At 63.7% G+C, this 17,831-nt stretch carries 20 protein-coding genes; 11 read left to right on the top strand and 9 right to left on the bottom strand.

Features of this window, described 5'->3' with window-relative positions:
* The first annotated feature begins 30 nt into the window (after positions 1 to 30).
* Complete coding sequence (locus JV241A_RS18030) at positions 31 to 1,251, top strand: hypothetical protein (protein WP_134063803.1); 1,221 nt, start codon at positions 31 to 33, stop codon at positions 1,249 to 1,251.
* Here JV241A_RS18030 and JV241A_RS18025 read toward each other — a convergent pair.
* The 3 genes from JV241A_RS18025 to JV241A_RS18015 form a co-directional block, all read right to left on the bottom strand.
* On the bottom strand, positions 1,248 to 1,613 hold the full coding sequence (locus JV241A_RS18025) for a DUF2892 domain-containing protein (RefSeq protein ID WP_038996596.1): 366 nt from the start codon (positions 1,611 to 1,613) through the stop codon (positions 1,248 to 1,250). The two genes, JV241A_RS18030 and JV241A_RS18025, sit on opposite strands and share 4 nt — an antisense overlap.
* Positions 1,614 to 1,679: 66 nt before the next feature.
* Positions 1,680 to 2,150, bottom strand: coding sequence for an RNA methyltransferase (locus JV241A_RS18020; RefSeq protein ID WP_010223125.1), 471 nt, complete (start codon positions 2,148 to 2,150; stop codon positions 1,680 to 1,682).
* Positions 2,151 to 2,212: 62 nt separating this feature from the next.
* Complete coding sequence (locus JV241A_RS18015; RefSeq protein ID WP_038996595.1) at positions 2,213 to 2,584, bottom strand: YajD family HNH nuclease; 372 nt, start codon at positions 2,582 to 2,584, stop codon at positions 2,213 to 2,215.
* Positions 2,585 to 2,710: 126 nt separating this feature from the next.
* On the opposite strand from JV241A_RS18015, the gene JV241A_RS18010 reads away from it, so the two are divergent.
* Entirely contained in the window at positions 2,711 to 2,983 is a 273-nt protein-coding gene (locus JV241A_RS18010) for a hypothetical protein (protein ID WP_115088254.1), read from the top strand.
* On the opposite strand, the gene JV241A_RS18005 is transcribed toward JV241A_RS18010, so the two are convergent.
* Both JV241A_RS18005 and JV241A_RS18000 read right to left on the bottom strand, forming a co-directional pair.
* The gene (locus JV241A_RS18005) at positions 2,980 to 3,453 is read right to left on the bottom strand and encodes a cyclic nucleotide-binding domain-containing protein (RefSeq protein WP_115088253.1); all 474 of its coding nucleotides are present in this window, start codon (positions 3,451 to 3,453) and stop codon (positions 2,980 to 2,982) included. The two genes, JV241A_RS18010 and JV241A_RS18005, sit on opposite strands and share 4 nt — an antisense overlap.
* Before the next feature lie 137 nt (positions 3,454 to 3,590).
* Positions 3,591 to 5,642, bottom strand: coding sequence for a S9 family peptidase (locus tag JV241A_RS18000; protein ID WP_134063801.1), 2,052 nt, complete (start codon positions 5,640 to 5,642; stop codon positions 3,591 to 3,593).
* 84 nt (positions 5,643 to 5,726) lie between these two features.
* Between JV241A_RS18000 and JV241A_RS17995 the strand changes: the two genes are divergently transcribed.
* From JV241A_RS17995 to JV241A_RS17985, 3 genes are read left to right on the top strand one after another with little or no spacing between them, the layout of a single operon-like run.
* Complete coding sequence (locus JV241A_RS17995) at positions 5,727 to 6,218, top strand: MFS transporter (RefSeq protein ID WP_134063799.1); 492 nt, start codon at positions 5,727 to 5,729, stop codon at positions 6,216 to 6,218.
* Positions 6,219 to 6,239: 21 nt separating this feature from the next.
* A complete protein-coding gene (locus JV241A_RS17990; RefSeq protein WP_134063797.1) occupies positions 6,240 to 7,016 on the top strand; it encodes a class II glutamine amidotransferase in 777 nt (258 codons plus the stop codon).
* Between the two features lie 10 nt (positions 7,017 to 7,026).
* Positions 7,027 to 7,548 carry a DUF2937 family protein gene (locus JV241A_RS17985; RefSeq protein ID WP_095161864.1) on the top strand — a complete coding sequence of 174 codons (522 nt, stop codon included), beginning with the start codon at positions 7,027 to 7,029 and terminating at the stop codon, positions 7,546 to 7,548.
* On the opposite strand, the gene JV241A_RS17980 is transcribed toward JV241A_RS17985, so the two are convergent.
* Entirely contained in the window at positions 7,545 to 8,456 is a 912-nt protein-coding gene (locus JV241A_RS17980; protein WP_095161866.1) for a LysR family transcriptional regulator, read from the bottom strand. The genes JV241A_RS17985 and JV241A_RS17980 overlap by 4 nt on opposite strands.
* Before the next feature lie 142 nt (positions 8,457 to 8,598).
* Here JV241A_RS17980 and JV241A_RS17975 point away from each other — a divergent pair, with 142 nt between their 5' ends.
* From JV241A_RS17975 to JV241A_RS17960, 4 genes are read left to right on the top strand one after another with little or no spacing between them, the layout of a single operon-like run.
* Positions 8,599 to 9,885, top strand: coding sequence for an MFS transporter (locus tag JV241A_RS17975; RefSeq protein ID WP_095161868.1), 1,287 nt, complete (start codon positions 8,599 to 8,601; stop codon positions 9,883 to 9,885).
* 25 nt (positions 9,886 to 9,910) lie between these two features.
* Positions 9,911 to 10,663, top strand: a complete 753-nt coding sequence (locus tag JV241A_RS17970) for a 5-oxoprolinase subunit PxpA (RefSeq protein WP_095161870.1) — start codon at positions 9,911 to 9,913, stop codon at positions 10,661 to 10,663.
* Entirely contained in the window at positions 10,660 to 11,364 is a 705-nt protein-coding gene (gene pxpB / locus JV241A_RS17965) for a 5-oxoprolinase subunit PxpB (RefSeq protein WP_134063795.1), read from the top strand. The genes JV241A_RS17970 and pxpB overlap by 4 nt, the downstream gene beginning before the upstream one ends.
* Positions 11,361 to 12,281, top strand: a complete 921-nt coding sequence (locus tag JV241A_RS17960; protein ID WP_134063793.1) for a biotin-dependent carboxyltransferase family protein — start codon at positions 11,361 to 11,363, stop codon at positions 12,279 to 12,281. Before pxpB ends, JV241A_RS17960 begins: the two co-directional genes overlap by 4 nt.
* Positions 12,282 to 12,377: 96 nt before the next feature.
* On the opposite strand, the gene JV241A_RS17955 is transcribed toward JV241A_RS17960, so the two are convergent.
* The 3 genes from JV241A_RS17955 to JV241A_RS17945 all read right to left on the bottom strand — a co-directional run bounded on the left by JV241A_RS17955 (position 12,378) and on the right by JV241A_RS17945 (position 15,629).
* A complete protein-coding gene (locus JV241A_RS17955) occupies positions 12,378 to 13,556 on the bottom strand; it encodes a VWA domain-containing protein (protein WP_010223112.1) in 1,179 nt (392 codons plus the stop codon).
* 16 nt (positions 13,557 to 13,572) lie between these two features.
* Positions 13,573 to 14,418 carry a MoxR family ATPase gene (locus JV241A_RS17950; RefSeq protein WP_115088248.1) on the bottom strand — a complete coding sequence of 282 codons (846 nt, stop codon included), beginning with the start codon at positions 14,416 to 14,418 and terminating at the stop codon, positions 13,573 to 13,575.
* A 137-nt stretch (positions 14,419 to 14,555) separates the two neighbouring features.
* Positions 14,556 to 15,629 carry a DUF748 domain-containing protein gene (locus JV241A_RS17945; RefSeq protein WP_134063791.1) on the bottom strand — a complete coding sequence of 358 codons (1,074 nt, stop codon included), beginning with the start codon at positions 15,627 to 15,629 and terminating at the stop codon, positions 14,556 to 14,558.
* 130 nt (positions 15,630 to 15,759) lie between these two features.
* Between JV241A_RS17945 and cysK the strand changes: the two genes are divergently transcribed.
* Both cysK and JV241A_RS17935 read left to right on the top strand, forming a co-directional pair.
* Positions 15,760 to 16,734, top strand: coding sequence for a cysteine synthase A (gene cysK, locus JV241A_RS17940; protein ID WP_134063789.1), 975 nt, complete (start codon positions 15,760 to 15,762; stop codon positions 16,732 to 16,734).
* Positions 16,735 to 16,895: 161 nt separating this feature from the next.
* Positions 16,896 to 17,831: an aspartyl/asparaginyl beta-hydroxylase domain-containing protein gene (locus JV241A_RS17935; RefSeq protein ID WP_115088245.1), complete on the top strand. Its 936-nt coding sequence runs from the start codon at positions 16,896 to 16,898 to the stop codon at positions 17,829 to 17,831.

Below are 17,831 nucleotides of genomic sequence, written 5' to 3'. Positions count from 1 at the left end.
ATCGCGTTTGGGGGAACAAGGAGTTTCTGTATGCGTGTGCATTGCCATTGGTGGCTGGTGTTGGGCCTGCTGGCCAGTTCGCCGGCCTGGGCGAAAAAAGTCGATCTGGATTACCACGTGCGCTTGCTGCCGCAAAGCGAGCAGGCCGAGGTGCGCCTTACCCTGGCCGATGGGGCGACAGTGCGCAGCCTGGACTTCGACCTGGGCAAGGACGGCGCCTACAGCGATTTTCAGGCCGATGGCCAATGGCAGGTGCAGGGCGATGATCAGCGCGGCCATTGGCAACCGGCGCCAGGCAAGAGCCATTTGACTTATAAGGTGCGCCTGAGCCAGCGGCTCAAGGGCGGCGCCTATGAAACCCGCATGACCCCGGACTGGGCGCTGTTTCGTGGTGACGATCTGGTGCCCCCGGCCCGCCTGGACCAGCACGACGGCACCGAACTGGTGGCGCGCCTGAGCTTCGAGCTGCCCAAGGGCTGGAAAAGTGTCGAGACCCCGTGGCCGCGCATTGGCAAGAACCGCTTTCGCATCGACAACGTCTCGCGCCTGTTCGACCGCCCGACCGGCTGGATGCTCGCCGGAACCATCGGCACCCGCCGCGCGCGCCTGGGCGAAACCGAAGTCAGCGTTGCCGCGCCGCAAGGGCAGGCCATGCGGCGCCTGGACAACCTGACCTTGCTGACCTTCGTCTGGCCGCAGTTGCAGGCAGTGTTCCCGCGCAACCCGCCCAAGCTGCTGCTGGTTGGCGCCCGGGACGAGCTGTGGCGTGGCGTCCGGGCCGGGCACAACTCCATATACCTGCACAGCAGTCGCCCGCTGGTCGGCGAGAACGGCTCAAGCCCGGTGCTGCGCGAACTGGTGCATGTGTTCGCGCAGATCAACGACCGCCAGGACAGCGACTGGATCGGTGAAAGCCTGGCCGAGTATTACGCCAGCGAACTGCTGCGCCGCGCCGGAGGCATGACCGAGGAGCGCTATCAGGCCCAGCAGGCGAGCCTTGAGCGCAGTGGCAAGAAGGTCAGCAGTTTGCGCGGCGAGCAGGTCGACAGCGCGGTGATCGCCCGTGGCGTGCTGCTGTTGCGGGCGCTGGACCAGGAAATCCGCCTGCACACCCATAACCAGCGCTCGCTGGATGATGTCACCCGGGCGATGATGCGCCTGAACAGCGTCAGCACCGCGGAGTTCATCCAGCTCAGCGAAAGCGTGCTGGGTAGATCTTCCGAGGTGCTGCAGAGCAAGCTGCTGCGTTAAGGCTTGGGGTCTTTCAGGGCATCGTTGCCGGTCACCGTGGTACCGCGGGTGGCGGCTTCGGCGTTGGCCTTGAGTGCTTGCAGCTCGGCGCCGCTGCGTTCGATTTTGGCGCGGATGTTATCGAGATCGCTACGGCCGCGCTCGATCAGGCTTTTCACCGAGCTGTGGCCGGTGATGCCACGGGCCAGGGCAACTCCGCCGATGGCCACCTGAATCAAACCAAACACGCCGCCGCGGCGCAGGCCCTTGCCGACCATGATCACCCCGGTGGCGACGGAACCTGCGCGCTCCCAGCCGTGGACGTTATGTTCGCTGGCCATATGCGCTGAATTGGCCGGGATAAGCGTCTGTTTCTCGGACATGGTCATTCTCCAGTAGGGACGATGGTCTACAGCAGACCGCCGGGCAAGCCGGCCTGTTCATTCGACTTACTTGAATTTCGGCCCGGAGCGGGTGTTCAGGCCTTTGGCCAGGCGGTCGTAGAGCACCACGTTGACGGTGGCGGCAAGGTTCATGCAGCCGTTGGTCGGGATGTAGATGGTCTCTTCGCACCAGGCGCGCACGCTCGGGTCGAGGGAGCCGTCTTCAGGGCCGAAGATGTAGATTGCGCGGTCCGGGTGGGTGTATTCGGGCAGTGGCCGGGCGCCGTCGACCAGTTCCACCGCCACCGGCGTGCAGCCCAGGGGGATGATCTTCTGCAGGTCGTCGATGCCGATCAGCGGGATGTCGTAGTGCACACGCTTGGTGTCGGTGACGAAGTCGCGGGCGCGCTCATAGCGCTTGCCGGTGTAGAACACCGAGTTGACGCCGTAGCAACCCGCAGCGCGCATCACCGAACCGACGTTCTCTGCTGACTTGGGGTTGAACAGACCAATGCAGCTGTACCGTTTGTTCGCCACGTGCCGGGGCCCTTCGCAAAAAAGACGCGATTATACGGGCTTGCCGGCAACTGTGGGCGGCTTCAGTCCTTCTTCAGCATGCCTGCCAGGGCCGCGAACGGATTGTGGGTGGCCTTGGCGATGCTCGGGCTGCTGGTCGAGCCTTCGCTGAAGTACTGCTGGTCGGTATAGCGCGAGTGCTCGTTGTCGTGACAGTACAGGCACAGCAGTTCCCAGTTGGAGCCGTCCTGGGGGTTGTTGTCGTGGTTGTGGTCACGGTGGTGCACGGTCAGCTCGCTCAGGCGCTTGCCGGCGAACTCGCGGGCACAGCGGCCACACACGTGCGGGTACATGCGCAGGGCCTTGTCACGGTAGCCCATTTCCTTGTCGCGCTTGGCGTCGGCGAGGATGCGGTCTAGCCGTGCGGTGGCGGCGGCAGAGGATGACGAACTCATGGGATTACCTTTTCTCGGGCTTGTTACGGTTATGCCTTGAAGTTTAGCCCGATGGCGGGCAATTCGGACAGGCAAACCGTGCGCCGTGGGAGTAGCCTGTAGGCAGGACCCTCAAGGAGCCTGTGCATGCGTTACTCGATCATTGCCGTACTGATCTGTGCCAGCCTGCAACCTGCCGTGGCTGCCGACGTACAGCCTCGGCTGATCACGCCGGTGCCGGGTGCGCCGGGCACGGCGACGCCAACGCCGTATCCGCAGGTGACGCCGAGCACTATTCCCCGGGCGGGTGACAGCCGGCCGGGGGCACCCTTGCTACCGCCGATGCCGGTGCCCAATCCGCCCAAGGACCAGCCACTGCCCGGTTTGAACCCGGACAACAGCAAGGGCAAGGGCAACTAGACCTGCTGTGCCAGGCGCTGACCGTCCTGCATGCGTAGGCGCCGGGACAGGGCCACGGCCAGGGCGCGGATGATCTTGGCGGCGATCTTCGGGGCGTCGTTGAGCATCTTTTCCAGCGAGTCCTTGCCCAGGTTGAGCAACTGGCAGTCGCTGGCGGCAATGCAGCTGGCCGAGCGCCGTTCACCGTCGAGCACGGCCATTTCACCGAAGGCGCGGCCCTTGCGCAGGGTGGCGATTTCGACCTGGCGCTGCTCGGCATCGGTCTTGCGCACCGAAACCACGCCGTGGTGGATGATGCACATGAAGGTGCCGGCGTCGCCTTCGCGAAAGATTTCCGTGCCTTCGCTCATGCTGCTGATGCTGAAATAACCGGCGGCGGCCTGGAAGTCGCCAGGCAGCAACGGGTCGAACAGGCCGCAATCCATGAGCATGTCGCGGATTTCGTTGTTGAGGTGGGTGGGTTCAGGCATTGGCGTCGTTCTTTTAGATTTATGGTGTCTGTTCTGGGGCTGCTGCGCAGCCCATCGCTGGCAAGGCCAGCTCCCACAGGATTTGTGGAAGCCGGCGTTGCCGGCGATTTGGTGGATCAGACAACAAATTTTCCGATTTACACCACGCCCAGCACGTTAAATACGAACGCGTACTCCAGCGCCACATCGCGCAGCCCCTGGTAACGCCCGCTCATGCCGCCGTGGCCGGCGCCCATTTCGGTCTTGAGCAGCAGCGGGTTGTCGTCACTCTTGGTCACCCGCAAGCGCGCCACCCACTTCGCCGCTTCCCAATACTGCACGCGGCTGTCGTTGTAACCGGCAATCACCAGCAGGGCAGGGTAGGCCTGGGCACGGACGTTTTCATACGGCGCGTAGGCCTTGATCCGCTCGTACACTTCGGGTTCTTCAGGGTTGCCCCATTCGTCGTACTCGGTGACGGTCAGCGGTAGTTCGGGGTCGAGCATGGTGTTGAGCACGTCGACGAACGGCACTTCGGCAATCGCTGCCTTGAACAGCTCGGGGCGCTGGTTGAGTACCGCGCCGATCAGCAGGCCACCGGCACTGCCGCCGCTGATCGCCAGTTGCTCGGCGCGGGTCACGCCCTGGGCGATCAGGTGCTCGGCACAGGCGATGAAGTCGCCGAAGGTGTTGTGCTTGTGCTCCTGCTTGCCGGCGCGGTACCAGGCTTCACCCAGCTCGCCGCCGCCACGCACGTGGGCGATGGCAAAGGCCACGCCGCGTTCGAGCAGGCTCAGGCGGGCGTGGGAAAACCACGGGTCGAGGCTTTCGCCGTAGGCGCCGTAACCGTACAGGTACAGCGGCACCGGCTTGCCAACGTCGGTGCGGCGCTGCACCAGGCTGATCGGCACCTGGGTGCCATCGGCGGCGGTGGCCCACAGGCGCTGGCTGACGTAGGCATCCGGGTCGAACGGGCCGAGCACCGGGGTTTCCTTGAGCACCTGCTGGGCGCCGTTGGCCAGCTCCAGCTGGCGCACCTGGGGCGGGCGGTTGAGCGACTGGTAACGCAGGCGGATACGCGGGCTGACGAACTCCAGGCTGTCTTGCACGTACAGGCTGTAGGCGGCATCCGGCAGCTCCACGCGGTAGGCCGGCAAGCCCTGCGGGTGCACCTCGATGATCGGCAGGCCGCCTTCGCGCAGGCTCAGGCTCAGGGCGCTGGCGTTGAGGGTCAGGCCCTCGAGCATCACCGTGTCGCGATGGGCCACCAACAGTTGCCATTGCTCGCGGGTGGGCACTACGTCGGCAACAGCCTGGTACAGGGCGAAGTTGATGCCGTCCTGGTTGCTGCGGATAAACCAGCGCCACTGGCCTTCGAACTGGCCGTGGTCAGGGTAGTACTCATGGCCCTCGACCCGGGGCGCCAGGCAGGTAAAGGCCTGCTCGGGGTGTTCGGCATCGAGCACCCAGGCTTCGCTGGTGGTCTTGCTGTTGAGCAGCAGGATCAGCTGGCGCTCGGAGCTGGCGCGATAGCAGTGCAGGAAGAAGCGGCCATCGGTTTCTTCATGGACCGCGTCGACCACGCCGCTGCCCAGGCGGTGGCGCAGCAGTTTATGCGGACGGTGGGTGTCGTCCAGTTCGGCGAAGAACAGCGTCTGGTTGTCGTTGGCCCAGGTCATGCTGCCGTCGCAGTCCTCGAACGGCAGCTGCTCGATGGCGCCGTCGGCCAGCTCCTTGACGTACAGGGTGTAGATCTCGTCGCCCGTGGTGTCCAGGCTGTAGGCCAGGCGCTGGTGGTCGGGGCTGATGCTGAATGCGCCCAGCGACAAAAAGCCACCCTTGGCCAACTCATTAGGGTCGAGCAGCAGCTCTTCGCGGCTTTCATCAACCGTGTTGGAATCATCGGCCGGGCGCGGGCAGCGGTAATGGCGGGCGTATTCGTCACCGGCCGTGGTGCGCGTGTAGTACAGGTACGGGCCCCAGGGCGAGGGCAGCGACAGGTCGGTTTCGAGGATGCGCGCCTTGATCTCTTCGAACAGTTGTTCGCGCAGCGGCGCCTGATCGGCCAGCTGTGCCTCCTGATAAGCGTTCTCGGCGGTCAGGTAAGCCAGCACCTCAGGGGTATCGCGCTGCTGCAGCCAGGCATAGGGATCGGCACCTTCGGCCTTGCGGGCAATCGGGGCACGGGGAGCGGTGGCGTCTGCGGACATGCGGGGTTCTCTTGGCTGGGGGGCGCCTGCGCGCGGAAAAGTGTTTATCATAAGCATCTATTTGCCTAGCTTGCCACGGACACCATGACCGAGAACGACTATCTGCTCGCCTGGGGCCTCTACGCCCTTGCCGCCTTGGGATGCCTGTTGGTGGGCTTTCGCCTGACCTCATGGATGTGGCGCTGGCCGCGTGAGCCGCTGCGGGTGCTGATGGCGGTACTGCTGTTGACCCCGACCATCGTCGACCCGGTCAAGGAAAAATTCGCCCCGGCCATCGCCATCGCCGCCCTCGATACCTTGTTCAAGGTCGGCAACAACGCCCTGCGCGCCGCTGCTGACCTGGCCATGTACGGCATGCTCGCGTTCACCCTGTATGCGCTGTTCGTGCTCATCCGCTGGCCGCTTGAGCGGCGCGCCAAGGCCCGCCGCGAGCAGGCCGAAGCGGCCGCCCAGCGTGATGCCGACGAGCCTGTGAGCGATGAGCCGTTCGCCGCCGACCGCAGCGACCGCTACCGTAACCCGCCACCTGCAGCGCCGCTGGGCGGCAGCGGCACGCGGGTCGAGCCGCGTCTGTAGGATTGCCCGGAGCAGCCAAGCATGTGTGAACTACTGGGCATGAGCGCCAATGTGCCGACCGACATCGTTTTCAGCTTCACCGGGCTGATGCAGCGCGGCGGGCGCACCGGCCCGCACCGTGACGGCTGGGGCATCGCCTTCTACGAGGGCCGTGGCCTGCGCCTGTTCCAGGACCCGGCTGCCAGTTGCGAGTCGGAAGTCGCCAACCTGGTGCAGCGCTACCCGATCAAGAGCGAAGTCGTGATCGGCCACATTCGCCAGGCCAATGTCGGCAAGGTCTGCCTGTCCAACACCCATCCGTTCGTGCGCGAGCTGTGGGGCCGCAACTGGTGCTTTGCGCACAATGGCCAGCTCGGTGAGTTCAAGGGGCAGGCGACCTTTTACCGGCCGATTGGCGACACCGACAGCGAAGCGGCGTTCTGCGACTTGCTCAACCGCGTGCGCGAAGCCTTCCCCGAGCCGGTTGAGGTCGAGCAGTTGCTGCCGGTGCTGGTCGAGGCCTGTGCCGAATACCGTGGCAAGGGCGTGTTCAACTGCCTGTTCAGCGATGGCGACTGGCTGTTCTGCTTCTGCTCGACCAAGCTGGTGCACATCACCCGACGTGCGCCGTTCGGCCCGGCACGGCTGAAGGACGTCGACGTGATCGTCGACTTCCAGGCCGAAACCACCCCTAACGATGTGGTCACGGTGATCGCCACCGAGGCCCTCACCGAGAACGAAACCTGGCACCGCTACGAGCCTGGCCAGTGGGCCCTGTGGCGCCGTGGCGAATGCATCGCCGAAGGTCAGCCCAGCTAAGGATCAGTCCATGTTCAGAAGTTACCTGCGCTTGCTGTTGTTTACCTGCGGCTTGCTGGTCGGGCTGCAGGTTCCGGGCTATATCGTCGATTACGGCCAGCGGGTCGAGGCGCACCTGCTCGAATCCCGTGAGGGCCTCAAGGGCTTTGAAGACACCGCCAAGCGCTTCTTCAACGGCGACCTGCAGGCGCTGGTGCGCCATTACCGCAGCAGCGACGATCCGGTGTTCACCAGCGATGCCAACAGCATTGAAAGCCTGCTGATCCGCAACCGCCAGTTCGAGCAGGAGTGGCAGATTCTCCAAGGCCCGTGGCTGGCAAAAACCTGGCATGTGCTGGCGGCCGCCAACCCGCAACTGCGCGAAGAAACCCTCAACGGCTATCGCTACCAGATCCTTCTCAACCCCGAAGCCCTGGCCTGGGGCCTGAGCTGCGCGCTGGTGCTGGCGCTGGTGGTCGAAAGCCTGCTGCTGTTGCTCGGCTGGGTGGCACTCGGCGGGCGACGCAAGGCCGTGCAGGAGAGCTGGCGCTAAACCAGCACGATGCGCTGCGGCCCGGCATCGCGAGCGTAGCGCTCCAGCACGTTGCGGCACAGCTGCACCACTTCATCGACCAGCTCGACGCCGGTCTGCCAGGCCACCACCAGCTCCAGGCTCGGTGGTTGCCGGGCCAGCGGCAACAGAATCAGTTCGCCACGGGCCAGCTCTTCGCTGACCAGCGCTGGCGGCAGGGCGCCGATACCAAAACCATCACGCAACAAGCGGGTAATAGCCGCCACCGAGTTCACGCAGTTCAGCCGTGGCGCGCCGACGCCTTCGGCCTGCAACAGGCTGAGCACTTCCTGGTGGGGCCGCGAGTTCTTCGAGAAGGTGATGATGCGCTCGCGGGCCAGGTCCGCCAGCGACGCGTAGTCGCGGTTGTAGATCGACTGGCTGGCGACGATCCAGCCCATGGGGTAGCGCGCCAGGTCCAGGCTGCGGATCGTTTCCTGGCGTAACAGGTCGGTTTGCAGAATCACATCGAGAAAGCCTTTTTGCAGCTGTTCGCGCAAGTTCAGTGCAGTATCGGCGACCAGTTCGATCTCCACCTGCGGGTAGCGCTCCATCAGCTCCGAGACCAGCGGGCTCATCCAGGTGTGGATCACCGTGTCCATCACGCCGATGCGAATCCGCCCGACCTTGGCCCGGTCGCTGTCCAGCGATTGCTTGAGGGCCTTGGCGGTATCGAGCATCTGTTCGGCGTATTCCAGCACCTTGCTGCCTTCCGGGGTCAGGCTCACGCCCCGTGAGTCGCGCAGCAGCAACCTGACCCCGAGGTCGGCCTCCAGCGCGGCAATGCGGCTGGAGATCGAGGCCTGGGTGGTGAAGAGTTTTTCGGCGGTCAGGCGAAAGCTCTTGAGCCGGGCGACCCAGACGAAGGTTTCGAGGAATTTGAGGTTCATGGCGCGCTCACTGATCAAGTTTTTCTTATGCCAGACAGCTGGTTTTTCTCGTTGGACGACAACCCGCACCCGTCGAAAAATGATCCTCAGGCCGCGACACATGTTGTCGTCGTTAAAACAATACCAACAAGCTGAGGCAACCATGAACCCATCGGGCGTGCAGCAACAGGTCAAAGCCAGGTCAGTGGCGGGGCCATTCGACTGGTACCGCAACATCAACAAGCAGGAACGCCGGACCTTCTGGAGCTGCAAGATCGGCTACGGCCTGGATGGCATGGACACGCAGATGCTCAGCTTCGTCATCCCCACCCTGATCGCCCTGTGGGGCATCACCACCGCCGAGGCCGGACTGATCCACACCAGCACCCTGATCGCCTCGGCCCTCGGTGGCTGGATTGCCGGTATCCTCTCTGACCGTATCGGCCGCGTGCGCACCCTGCAACTGACAGTGCTGTGGTTTGCGTTTTTCACCTTCCTCTGCGGCTTTGCCCAGAACTACGAACAGCTGCTGATTGCCCGCACCCTGATGGGCTTTGGCTTTGGCGGCGAGTGGACGGCTGGCGCGGTGCTGATCGGTGAAGTGATCCGCGCCCAGGACCGCGGCAAGGCGGTGGGCATGGTGCAGTCCGGCTGGGCCATTGGCTGGGGCCTGACGGCGATCCTGTATGCCGTGCTGTTCTCGCTGTTGCCGCCCGAAGACGCCTGGCGTGCGCTGTTCCTGCTGGGCATCGTGCCAGCGGTGTTCGTGATTTTCGTCCGGCGCCTGGTCAAGGACCCGGAGATCTACCAGCAGGCCAAGGCTGCGCAAAAGACCGAAGCGCCTTCGCACTTCTATGAAATCTTCGCCCCGGGCATGCTCTTCACCACCCTTCGCGCCTCGTTGCTGACCACCGGCGCCCTGGGCGGTTACTACGCCATCACCTCGTGGCTGCCGACCTTCCTCAAGAACGAGCGCGGCCTGAGTGTGCTCGGCACCGGTGGCTACCTGGCGATGGTGATCTTCGGCTCCTACATCGGCTATGTGATCAGCGCCTACCTGACCGACCTGCTGGGGCGCAAAAAGAACTTCATCCTGTTTGCCGTCGGCTCGTTCATCATTGTCCTGCTTTACACCCAGCTGCCGGTCAGCGACGGCGTGATGTTGTGGCTGGGCTTCCCCCTGGGCTTCTTCGCCTCGGGGATCTTCAGCGGGATGGGCGCGTTTCTCACCGAACTGTTCCCCACCCGCATCCGCGGCTCGGGCCAGGGCTTTTGCTACAACATCGGCCGTGCCCTGGCAGCGTTCTTCCCGCTGCTGATCGGCCTGCTCAGCCAGAAGATCCCCCTGGGTCTGGGCATCGGCGGATTTGCCGCGGTGTCCTACGGAGTGGTAATTCTGGCAGCACTGAGCCTGCCGGAAACCCGCGGCAAAGAACTAGAAGCCCAATGAGGCCGAGCCTGAAGGAGTGTCAGTCGTGAGCCGCCTGCTATTGAATTGCGATATGGGTGAAAGTTTTGGCAGCTGGACCATGGGCCTGGACGCCCAGGTCATGCCCTATGTTGATTGCGCCAACATCGCCTGCGGCTTCCACGCCGGCGACCCCGGCATCATGCGCAAGACCGTGGCCCTGGCCGTGGCCAGCCAGGTGCGCATCGGCGCCCACCCCGCCTACCAGGACCTGGCTGGCTTCGGCCGCCGCTCCATGGCCTGCAGCGCCGAGGAAATCCGCGACCTGCTGCATTACCAGATCGGCGCCCTGGACGGCATTTGCCGTACCCAGGGGACGCAGGTTGCCTACGTCAAACCCCACGGCGCGCTGTACAACGACATGATGGCCGACCCGCTCAAGCTGCGTGCCGTGCTCGAAGCGGTGGCCGCCTATGACCGGCAGTTGCCGCTGATGCTGATGGCCACCGCCGACAACAGCGCGGCCCAGGCCCTGGGTGATGAGTACGGTGTGACCCTGTGGTTCGAGGCCTTTGCCGACCGCGCCTATGACGCCAGCGGCCACCTGCTGTCGCGGCGCTTGCCGGGGGCGGTGCACCACGATCCGGCGGTGATCGTCGAGCAGGCCCTGCGCCTGGCCCGGGGCGAGCCGCTGATTGCCAGCGATGGCAGCCCGTTGCAGTTGCAGGCTCATACCCTGTGCGTGCATGGCGACAACGACAGCTCGATCGCCGCTGTACGGCAGATCCGTCAGGCCCTTGATGCCCAGGCGGTGCCATGAACTACCGTATTGAGGTGGTGGCCATCGACTGCCTGATGGTGCGCCTGTTCGACCGCATCGACGAAAGCAACATGCCGTGGATGCTCGCCGCCAGCCAGCGCCTGCGCAGCGCTTTTGCCGAGCGCCTGGTTGATCTGGTGCCGTCCTATACCACGCTGATGGTGCATTTCGACCTGCTCCAGGTATCGCCAGCCGTGGCACAGGCGTGCATCCGCGAAGCGCTCAGTGACCTGCAAGCGGACGCTGGCAGCGGTGGCCGTGAGCATGAGATCCCGGTGTGGTACGACCTGAGCGTCGGCCCGGAGCTGAAGCTGCTGGCCGAGCGTTGCAACACAACGGTGGCAGACATCATTCGCCGCCACAGCGAGCGTGAATATCAGGTGTTCGCCCTTGGCTTTGCCCCCGGCTTCGCCTTCATGGGCCTGGTCGAAGAAGCACTGGCCGCGCCGCGCCTGGCCACCCCGCGCAAACGCGTGGCGGCCGGCAGTGTCGGGATTGCCGAGCGGCAGACCGCCGCCTATCCAGCGGTTTCCCCTGGTGGCTGGAACCTGATCGGGCGCACCCCGAGCAAACTCTTTGACCGTCAGCGCGAGGGCTACAGCCTGCTGCAGCCAGGCGATCGGGTACGTTTCGTCGCTGTCGAGCGCGCGACCTTCATCAACCTGGGCGGCGACGATACCCCGCTGGAGGCACAGGCATGAGCCGCTTGTCGATCGAGGCCAGCACGCCGCTGTGCCTGTTGCAGGATGCCGGGCGCTTTGGCGTGCGCCACCTGGGCGTGACCCAGGGCGGGGCGCTGGACTGGGTGTCGATGCGCTGGGCCAACTGGCTGCTGGGCAATGGGCCTGGGGCCGCCGTGGTCGAGGTCACCCTCGGTGGCTTCAGCCTGATTGCCGAGCAGGACTGCTGCCTGGCCCTGGCCGGTGCCGACCTGGACGCACGGCTCGACGGCCAGCCGCTCAAGCCCTGGCGCAGCTTCAGCATGAACAAGGGCCAGCGCCTGCGCTTGAATGCGCCGTTGCACGGTGCCCGTGCCTACATCGCCGCGCCGGGTGGCTTCAAGGCGCCGCAGGTGCTGGGTAGTTGTGCCAGCGTGGTGCGCGAGGAACTGGGCGGGCTGGATGGCCTGGGTTCGCCGCTGGCCAAGGGCCAACAGCTGGAATATGGCGGTGCGGCACCGGCGCCTAAAGAAGTGCCGGAGGCGTTCTGGCCGGACTTTACCGACAGGTTGCCGCTTGATCTGCTGTTGGGGGCGCAGATCGGCGACTTCAGCGGTATGAGCCTGTTCGAAGCGTTCAACCGTGACTGGACCCTCGACAGCCGGGCCGATCGCATGGGCATTCGCCTGTTGGGGCCGGTGTTGCAGTATCAGGGCCCGGCGATGATCTCTGAAGGTATCCCTTTAGGCGCGGTGCAGGTGCCGCCGGACGGCCAGCCGATCGTGCTGCTCAATGACCGTCAGACCATTGGTGGTTATCCACGCCTGGGCGCGTTGACGCCGCTGGCCCTGGCGAGGATGGCGCAGATGCTGCCGGGGAGTGTGGTGCGGTTTCGGCCGGTGGTGCAGGAGATGGCGTGGCTTGAGCAGCGGGCGTTTCTTGAAAGGTTTGTTGGCTGAGAGGGCCTCATCGCTGGCAAGCCAGCTCCCACAGGTGAATGCAAACCTCTGTGGGAGCCGGCCTTGCCGGCGATGGGGCGCGTAGCGGCCCCGTGTCTACTTGGACAAAAACCGCATCCCTTCCTCCAGCCCGCGCAAGGTCAGCGGAAACATCCGGTCCTCGACCAGCTCGCGAACGATGTTGGTCGAGGCCGTATAGCCCCAGGTGTCCTTCGGGTAGGGGTTGATCCAGATGAGCTTCTTGTACTTCTCCATGAAGCGCTGCATCCACACGTAACCGGCTTCTTCGTTCCAGTGCTCGACGCTGCCGCCCGGCTGGGTGATTTCATAGGGCGCCATGGCCGCGTCGCCGACGAACACCACCTTGTAGTCGGCGCCGTACTTGTGCAGCAGGTCCAGGGTCGAGGTGCGCTCCGAGGTGCGGCGCAGGTTGTTCTTCCACACCGACTCGTAGACGAAGTTGTGGAAGTAGTAGTACTCCAGGTGCTTGAACTCGGTCTTGCAGGCCGAGAACAGCTCTTCGCAGATCTTCACGTGGGCGTCCATCGAGCCGCCGATGTCGAACAGCAGCAGCAACTTGACGCTGTTGCGCCGCTCCGGGCGCATCTGGATGTTGAGCAGGCCGGCATCGCGGGCGGTGTGGTCGATGGTGCCGTCGATATCCAGCTCTTCGGCCGCACCCTGGCGGGCGAACTTGCGCAGCCGGCGCAAGGCCAGCTTGATGTTGCGCGTGCCCAGTTCGACCTGGTCGTCGAGGTTCTTGTACTCGCGCTGGTCCCAGACCTTGACCGCCTTGCCCTGGCGCTTGCCGGCATCGCCGACGCGGATGCCCTCGGGGTTGAAGCCGCCCGAGCCGAACGGGCTGGTGCCGCCGGTGCCGATCCACTTGTTGCCGCCGGCATGGCGTTCCTTTTGCTCTTCAAGGCGCTTCTTGAACTCTTCGATCAGCTTGTCCAGCCCACCCAGGGACTGGATCTGCGCGCGCTCCTCGTCAGTCAGCGAGCGCTCGAACTCCTTGCGCAGCCAGTCTTCGGGAATCAGCGCTTCCAGGTGCCGGTCGAGGTTCTCCAGGCCCTTGAAGTAGGCCGAAAACGCCCGGTCGAACTTGTCGAAATGGCGCTCGTCCTTGACCAGGATGGCCCGCGACAAGTAGTAGAACTCGTCCATGTCGGCAAAGGTCACGCGCTGCTTGAGGGCATTGAGCAAGTCGAGCAGTTCGCGCACCGAAACCGGCACCTTGGCCGCGCGCATTTCATTGAACAGATTGAGCAGCATGGCTATTGCTCCCGGCTCAGCGGTTACCGCGACGGCTCATGAAGGCCAGGCGCTCGAGCAACTGCACGTCCTGTTCGTTCTTGACCAGGGCCCCGGCCAGCGGCGGGATGGCCTTGGTCGGGTCGCGTTCGCGCAGCACCGCTTCGCCGATGTTGTCGGCCATCAGCAGCTTGAGCCAGTCGACCAGCTCGGAGGTGGACGGCTTTTTCTTCAGGCCCGGCACCTTGCGCACGTCGAAGAATACGTCCAGCGCTTCGCTGACCAGGTCCTGCTTGATGTTCGGGTAGTGCACATCGACGATCTGCTGCAGGGTGGTGCGGTCGGGGAAGGCGATGTAATGGAAGAAGCAGCGGCGCAGGAAGGCGTCCGGCAGCTCTTTTTCGTTGTTCGAGGTAATGATGATGATCGGGCGCTGCTTGGCCTTGATCGTCTCGTCGGTCTCGTAAACGTAGAACTCCATCTTGTCCAGTTCCTGCAACAGGTCGTTGGGGAACTCGATGTCGGCCTTGTCGATCTCGTCGATCAGCAGAATGACCCGCTCTTCGGACTCGAAAGCCTCCCAGAGCTTGCCTTTCTTCAGGTAGTTGCGCACGTCATGAACCTTGTCGACGCCCAGTTGCGAGTCACGCAGGCGGCTGACCGCGTCGTACTCGTAGAGGCCCTGGTGGGCCTTGGTGGTCGACTTGATGTGCCAGGTGATCAGCTTGGCGCCAAAGGATTCGGCCAGTTGCTCGGCAAGCATGGTCTTGCCGGTGCCCGGCTCGCCCTTGACCAGCAGCGGCCGCTCCAGGGTGATCGCCGCGTTGACCGCCAGTTTCAGGTCGTCTGTAGCGACATAAGCGCTGGTGCCTTCGAACTTCATGAACCGATCCTCTAACGTAGCGCCGGGGTACATGGCCCCTGGCGGAAAAATTGTCATGCACGACTATAACGCGGGCTCCGGGCGACTGGGAACGCAGACGGCCCATTCAGTCTCTGAATGGACCGTCACTCGGTGACTCAGTCAGCCTTGGGCGGTGGCTGTTCATAGCGGGAGTTGAAGGCCTGGACGAAGCCGTTGCGTAATATCTGCAAGAACGCCTCGAAGGCGCTGATATCGCTTTTATGCACGCTGCCGCTGAGTTCCACGCGGGTAGCGAACTGGTTCTTGCGCTGGTTCTTCAGCACGGTTTCACCGCCGCCGACCAGGGCTTCCCAGATCGAGCGGAAAAAGCCCTTGTCCTTGCTTTCTACGTCCTGTTGCCAGTTGAACACATCGACGTCGCGCAGCAGCGGCTTGATGTAGCCTTTGAGCCGGCCTTTCTCGGCTTCGGCCTCGATCACCAGGTCGCCATGGCCGGCATTGAAATCGAACTTGCCGTAGGCACTGGCAAAGTCGTTGAGCCGGCGCAGTTCAATACCGGTGGCGCGCAGGCGGAATCTGAAGTCTTGGAAATCGCTGAAGGGGTCAAAAGTGGCGCTGCTTTCGACGCTGGCATCGCCCAGCAGACGGGCCTTGCCGTCAAAGGTGGCATCGCGCCGGCCCTTGCGGTCCTCGACGTTGGTCAGGTTGCGAATGCTGGCGTCGAGCTGGGTGGCCTTGAGGTTGACCGGCGGTTTGGAGTTGAAGTTGCGAAAGCTCAGGATGCCGTCGTCGATGCGCACTTCGTTGAGGGTGATCGGCAGCAGTTTTTCCAGCTGCTGGCGCCAGTCGGTGCCTTGACCGGTTTGCGAGGTCTGCTTGCTGGTGCCGTCGACGAAATTCAGTTGTGGCTTGAGGAAGATCACTTCAGCCACCACTGCCTGGTCGTGCCACAGCGCATGCCAGCTGACCGACAGGTCGATCAACGGTGCCTCCAGGAACGGCACCGGGACCTTGCCGCTGGTCTTGACGATGTTCAGGCCGTTGATCTTGTAGGCGCCGCGCCACAGCGCCAGGTCGACGTCGGTGATCTGCCCGCGGTAGTCGCCCATGTCGGCGAGTTTATCGTTGAGGTAGTTGCGCACCAGCACCGGCAAGGTCAGGTGCAGGGCCAGCAGCAACAGGGCGATGCCTAAAAGCCCCCACAAGGGCCAGTGGTAGCGGCGTTTCATCGGCGGCGGTTTCCGGCAAGGTGGTGATCGGTTGACCCCTGTCAGTTGCAGGGGTTCGCCGGTTGTGGACGCACTGGCGTTGCAGGCTTACCCTTGAAGTTTTCCGCCTGGTGCATAAAAGGACCCCGCCATGAGCCGTATCTTTGCTGACAACGCGCATTCCATCGGCAATACACCGCTGGTGCAGATCAACCGCATCGCCCCGCGCGGGGTGACCGTGCTGGCCAAGATCGAAGGGCGCAATCCCGGGTATTCGGTCAAGTGCCGGATCGGCGCGAACATGATCTGGGACGCCGAAAGCAGCGGCAAACTCAAGCCGGGCATGACCATCGTCGAGCCCACCTCGGGCAATACCGGCATCGGCCTGGCCTTTGTCGCCGCTGCCCGTGGCTACAGGCTGCTGCTGACCATGCCGGCATCGATGAGCATCGAGCGGCGCAAGGTGCTCAAGGCCCTGGGCGCGGAACTGGTGCTCACCGAGCCGGCCAAGGGCATGAAAGGCGCTATCGAAAAGGCCAACGAGATCGTCGCCAGCGAGCCGTCGGCGTACTTCCTCCCTGGCCAGTTCGAAAACCCGGCCAACCCGGCGATCCACGAGAAGACCACGGGCCCTGAAATCTGGAACGACACCGATGGCGCGGTCGATGTACTGGTTTCCGGCGTCGGTACCGGCGGCACCATTACCGGCGTGTCGCGCTACATCAAGCAGACCCAGGGCAAGGCGATCCTGTCGGTAGCGGTCGAGCCGATCGTATCGCCAGTGATCACCCAGGCCCGCGCCGGTGAAGAGATCAAGCCCAGCCCGCACAAGATCCAGGGCATTGGCGCCGGTTTCGTGCCGAAGAACCTCGACCTGTCCCTGGTGGACCAGGTCGAGCTGGTCAGCGACGAAGAGTCCAAGGCCATGGCCCTGCGCCTGATGCAGGAGGAGGGCATCCTCTGCGGCATTTCCTCCGGGGCGGCCATGGCCGCGGCGGTGCGCCTGGCGGAAAAACCGGAGATGCAAGGCAAGACCATCGTCGTGATCCTGCCGGATTCCGGCGAGCGTTACCTGTCGAGCATGCTGTTCGCCGACCTGTTCACCGAGCAGGAAACCCAGCAGTAAGTCGCGGCGGTGCTGATCCCGGGCAATAACCGCCAGCGTCGATTGTTGCACAATCCTTGACACTGAATCCCGGCCCCGCAGGTTTTCACCGGGGCCGGATCGGTTAATATGTTCGATTAATCCGGCAGTGATGGCCTGATCGAAATTCCAAGGAGTGTTGCATGACCTTTTCCTTTGTCGCCAAGGCAGGTGTACTGCTGCTGTTTTTCGGCAGCACGCTGTATGTACACCTGCGCGGCAAGGCGCGTTTGCCAATGTTGCGCCAGTTCGTCAACCATTCGGCGCTGTTCGCCCCCTACAACGCCCTGATGTACCTGTTTTCCGGTGTGCCGTCCAAGCCGTACCTGGACCGCAGCCGCTTCCCTGAACTCGACGTGCTCAAGGACAACTGGGAAGTGATTCGCGAAGAGGCCATGCACCTGTTCGACGAGGGTTATATCCGCGCCGCCGAAAAAGACAACGACGCCGGTTTCGGTTCGTTCTTCAAGAAGGGCTGGAAGCGTTTTTACCTGAAGTGGTATGACAAGCCGCTGCCCTCGGCCGAGGCGCTGTGCCCGAAGACCGTCGAGCTGGTCAACAGCATCCCCAACGTCAAGGGCGCGATGTTCGCCTTGCTGCCTGGCGGCAGTCACCTGAACCCGCACCGTGACCCGTTCGCCGGTTCCCTGCGCTATCACCTGGGCCTGTCGACACCGAACTCCGACGACTGCCGGATCTACGTCGATGGCCAGGTGTATGCCTGGCGCGACGGTGAAGACGTGATGTTCGACGAAACCTACGTGCACTGGGTGAAGAACGAAACCGAGACCACCCGGGTGATCCTCTTCTGCGACGTCGAGCGGCCGCTTAACAGCCCGCTGATGACCCGCATCAACCGCAAGGTCAGTGCCTTCCTCGGCCGCGCCACCGCGCCGCAGAACACCGACGAAGAACGCGTTGGCGGGATTAACCAGGCCTATGCCTGGAGCAAGCGTTTCAGCAATGTCATCAGCAGCCGCGTGAAGCAGTTCAAGCGAGCCAATCCCAAAGCCTACCGGGTGTTGCGACCGGTGCTGGCGGTGGTGGTTGCCTACCTGCTGTATCGCTGGTTGTTCTGA

Origin of the sequence: Pseudomonas sp. JV241A (genome assembly GCF_900275665.1) — a bacterium.
Taxonomy (GTDB): Bacteria; Pseudomonadota; Gammaproteobacteria; order Pseudomonadales; family Pseudomonadaceae; genus Aquipseudomonas; species Aquipseudomonas wadenswilerensis.
Note: the sequence above shows the minus strand (reverse complement) of the source record. Positions and strands in the feature narration are given on the sequence as shown.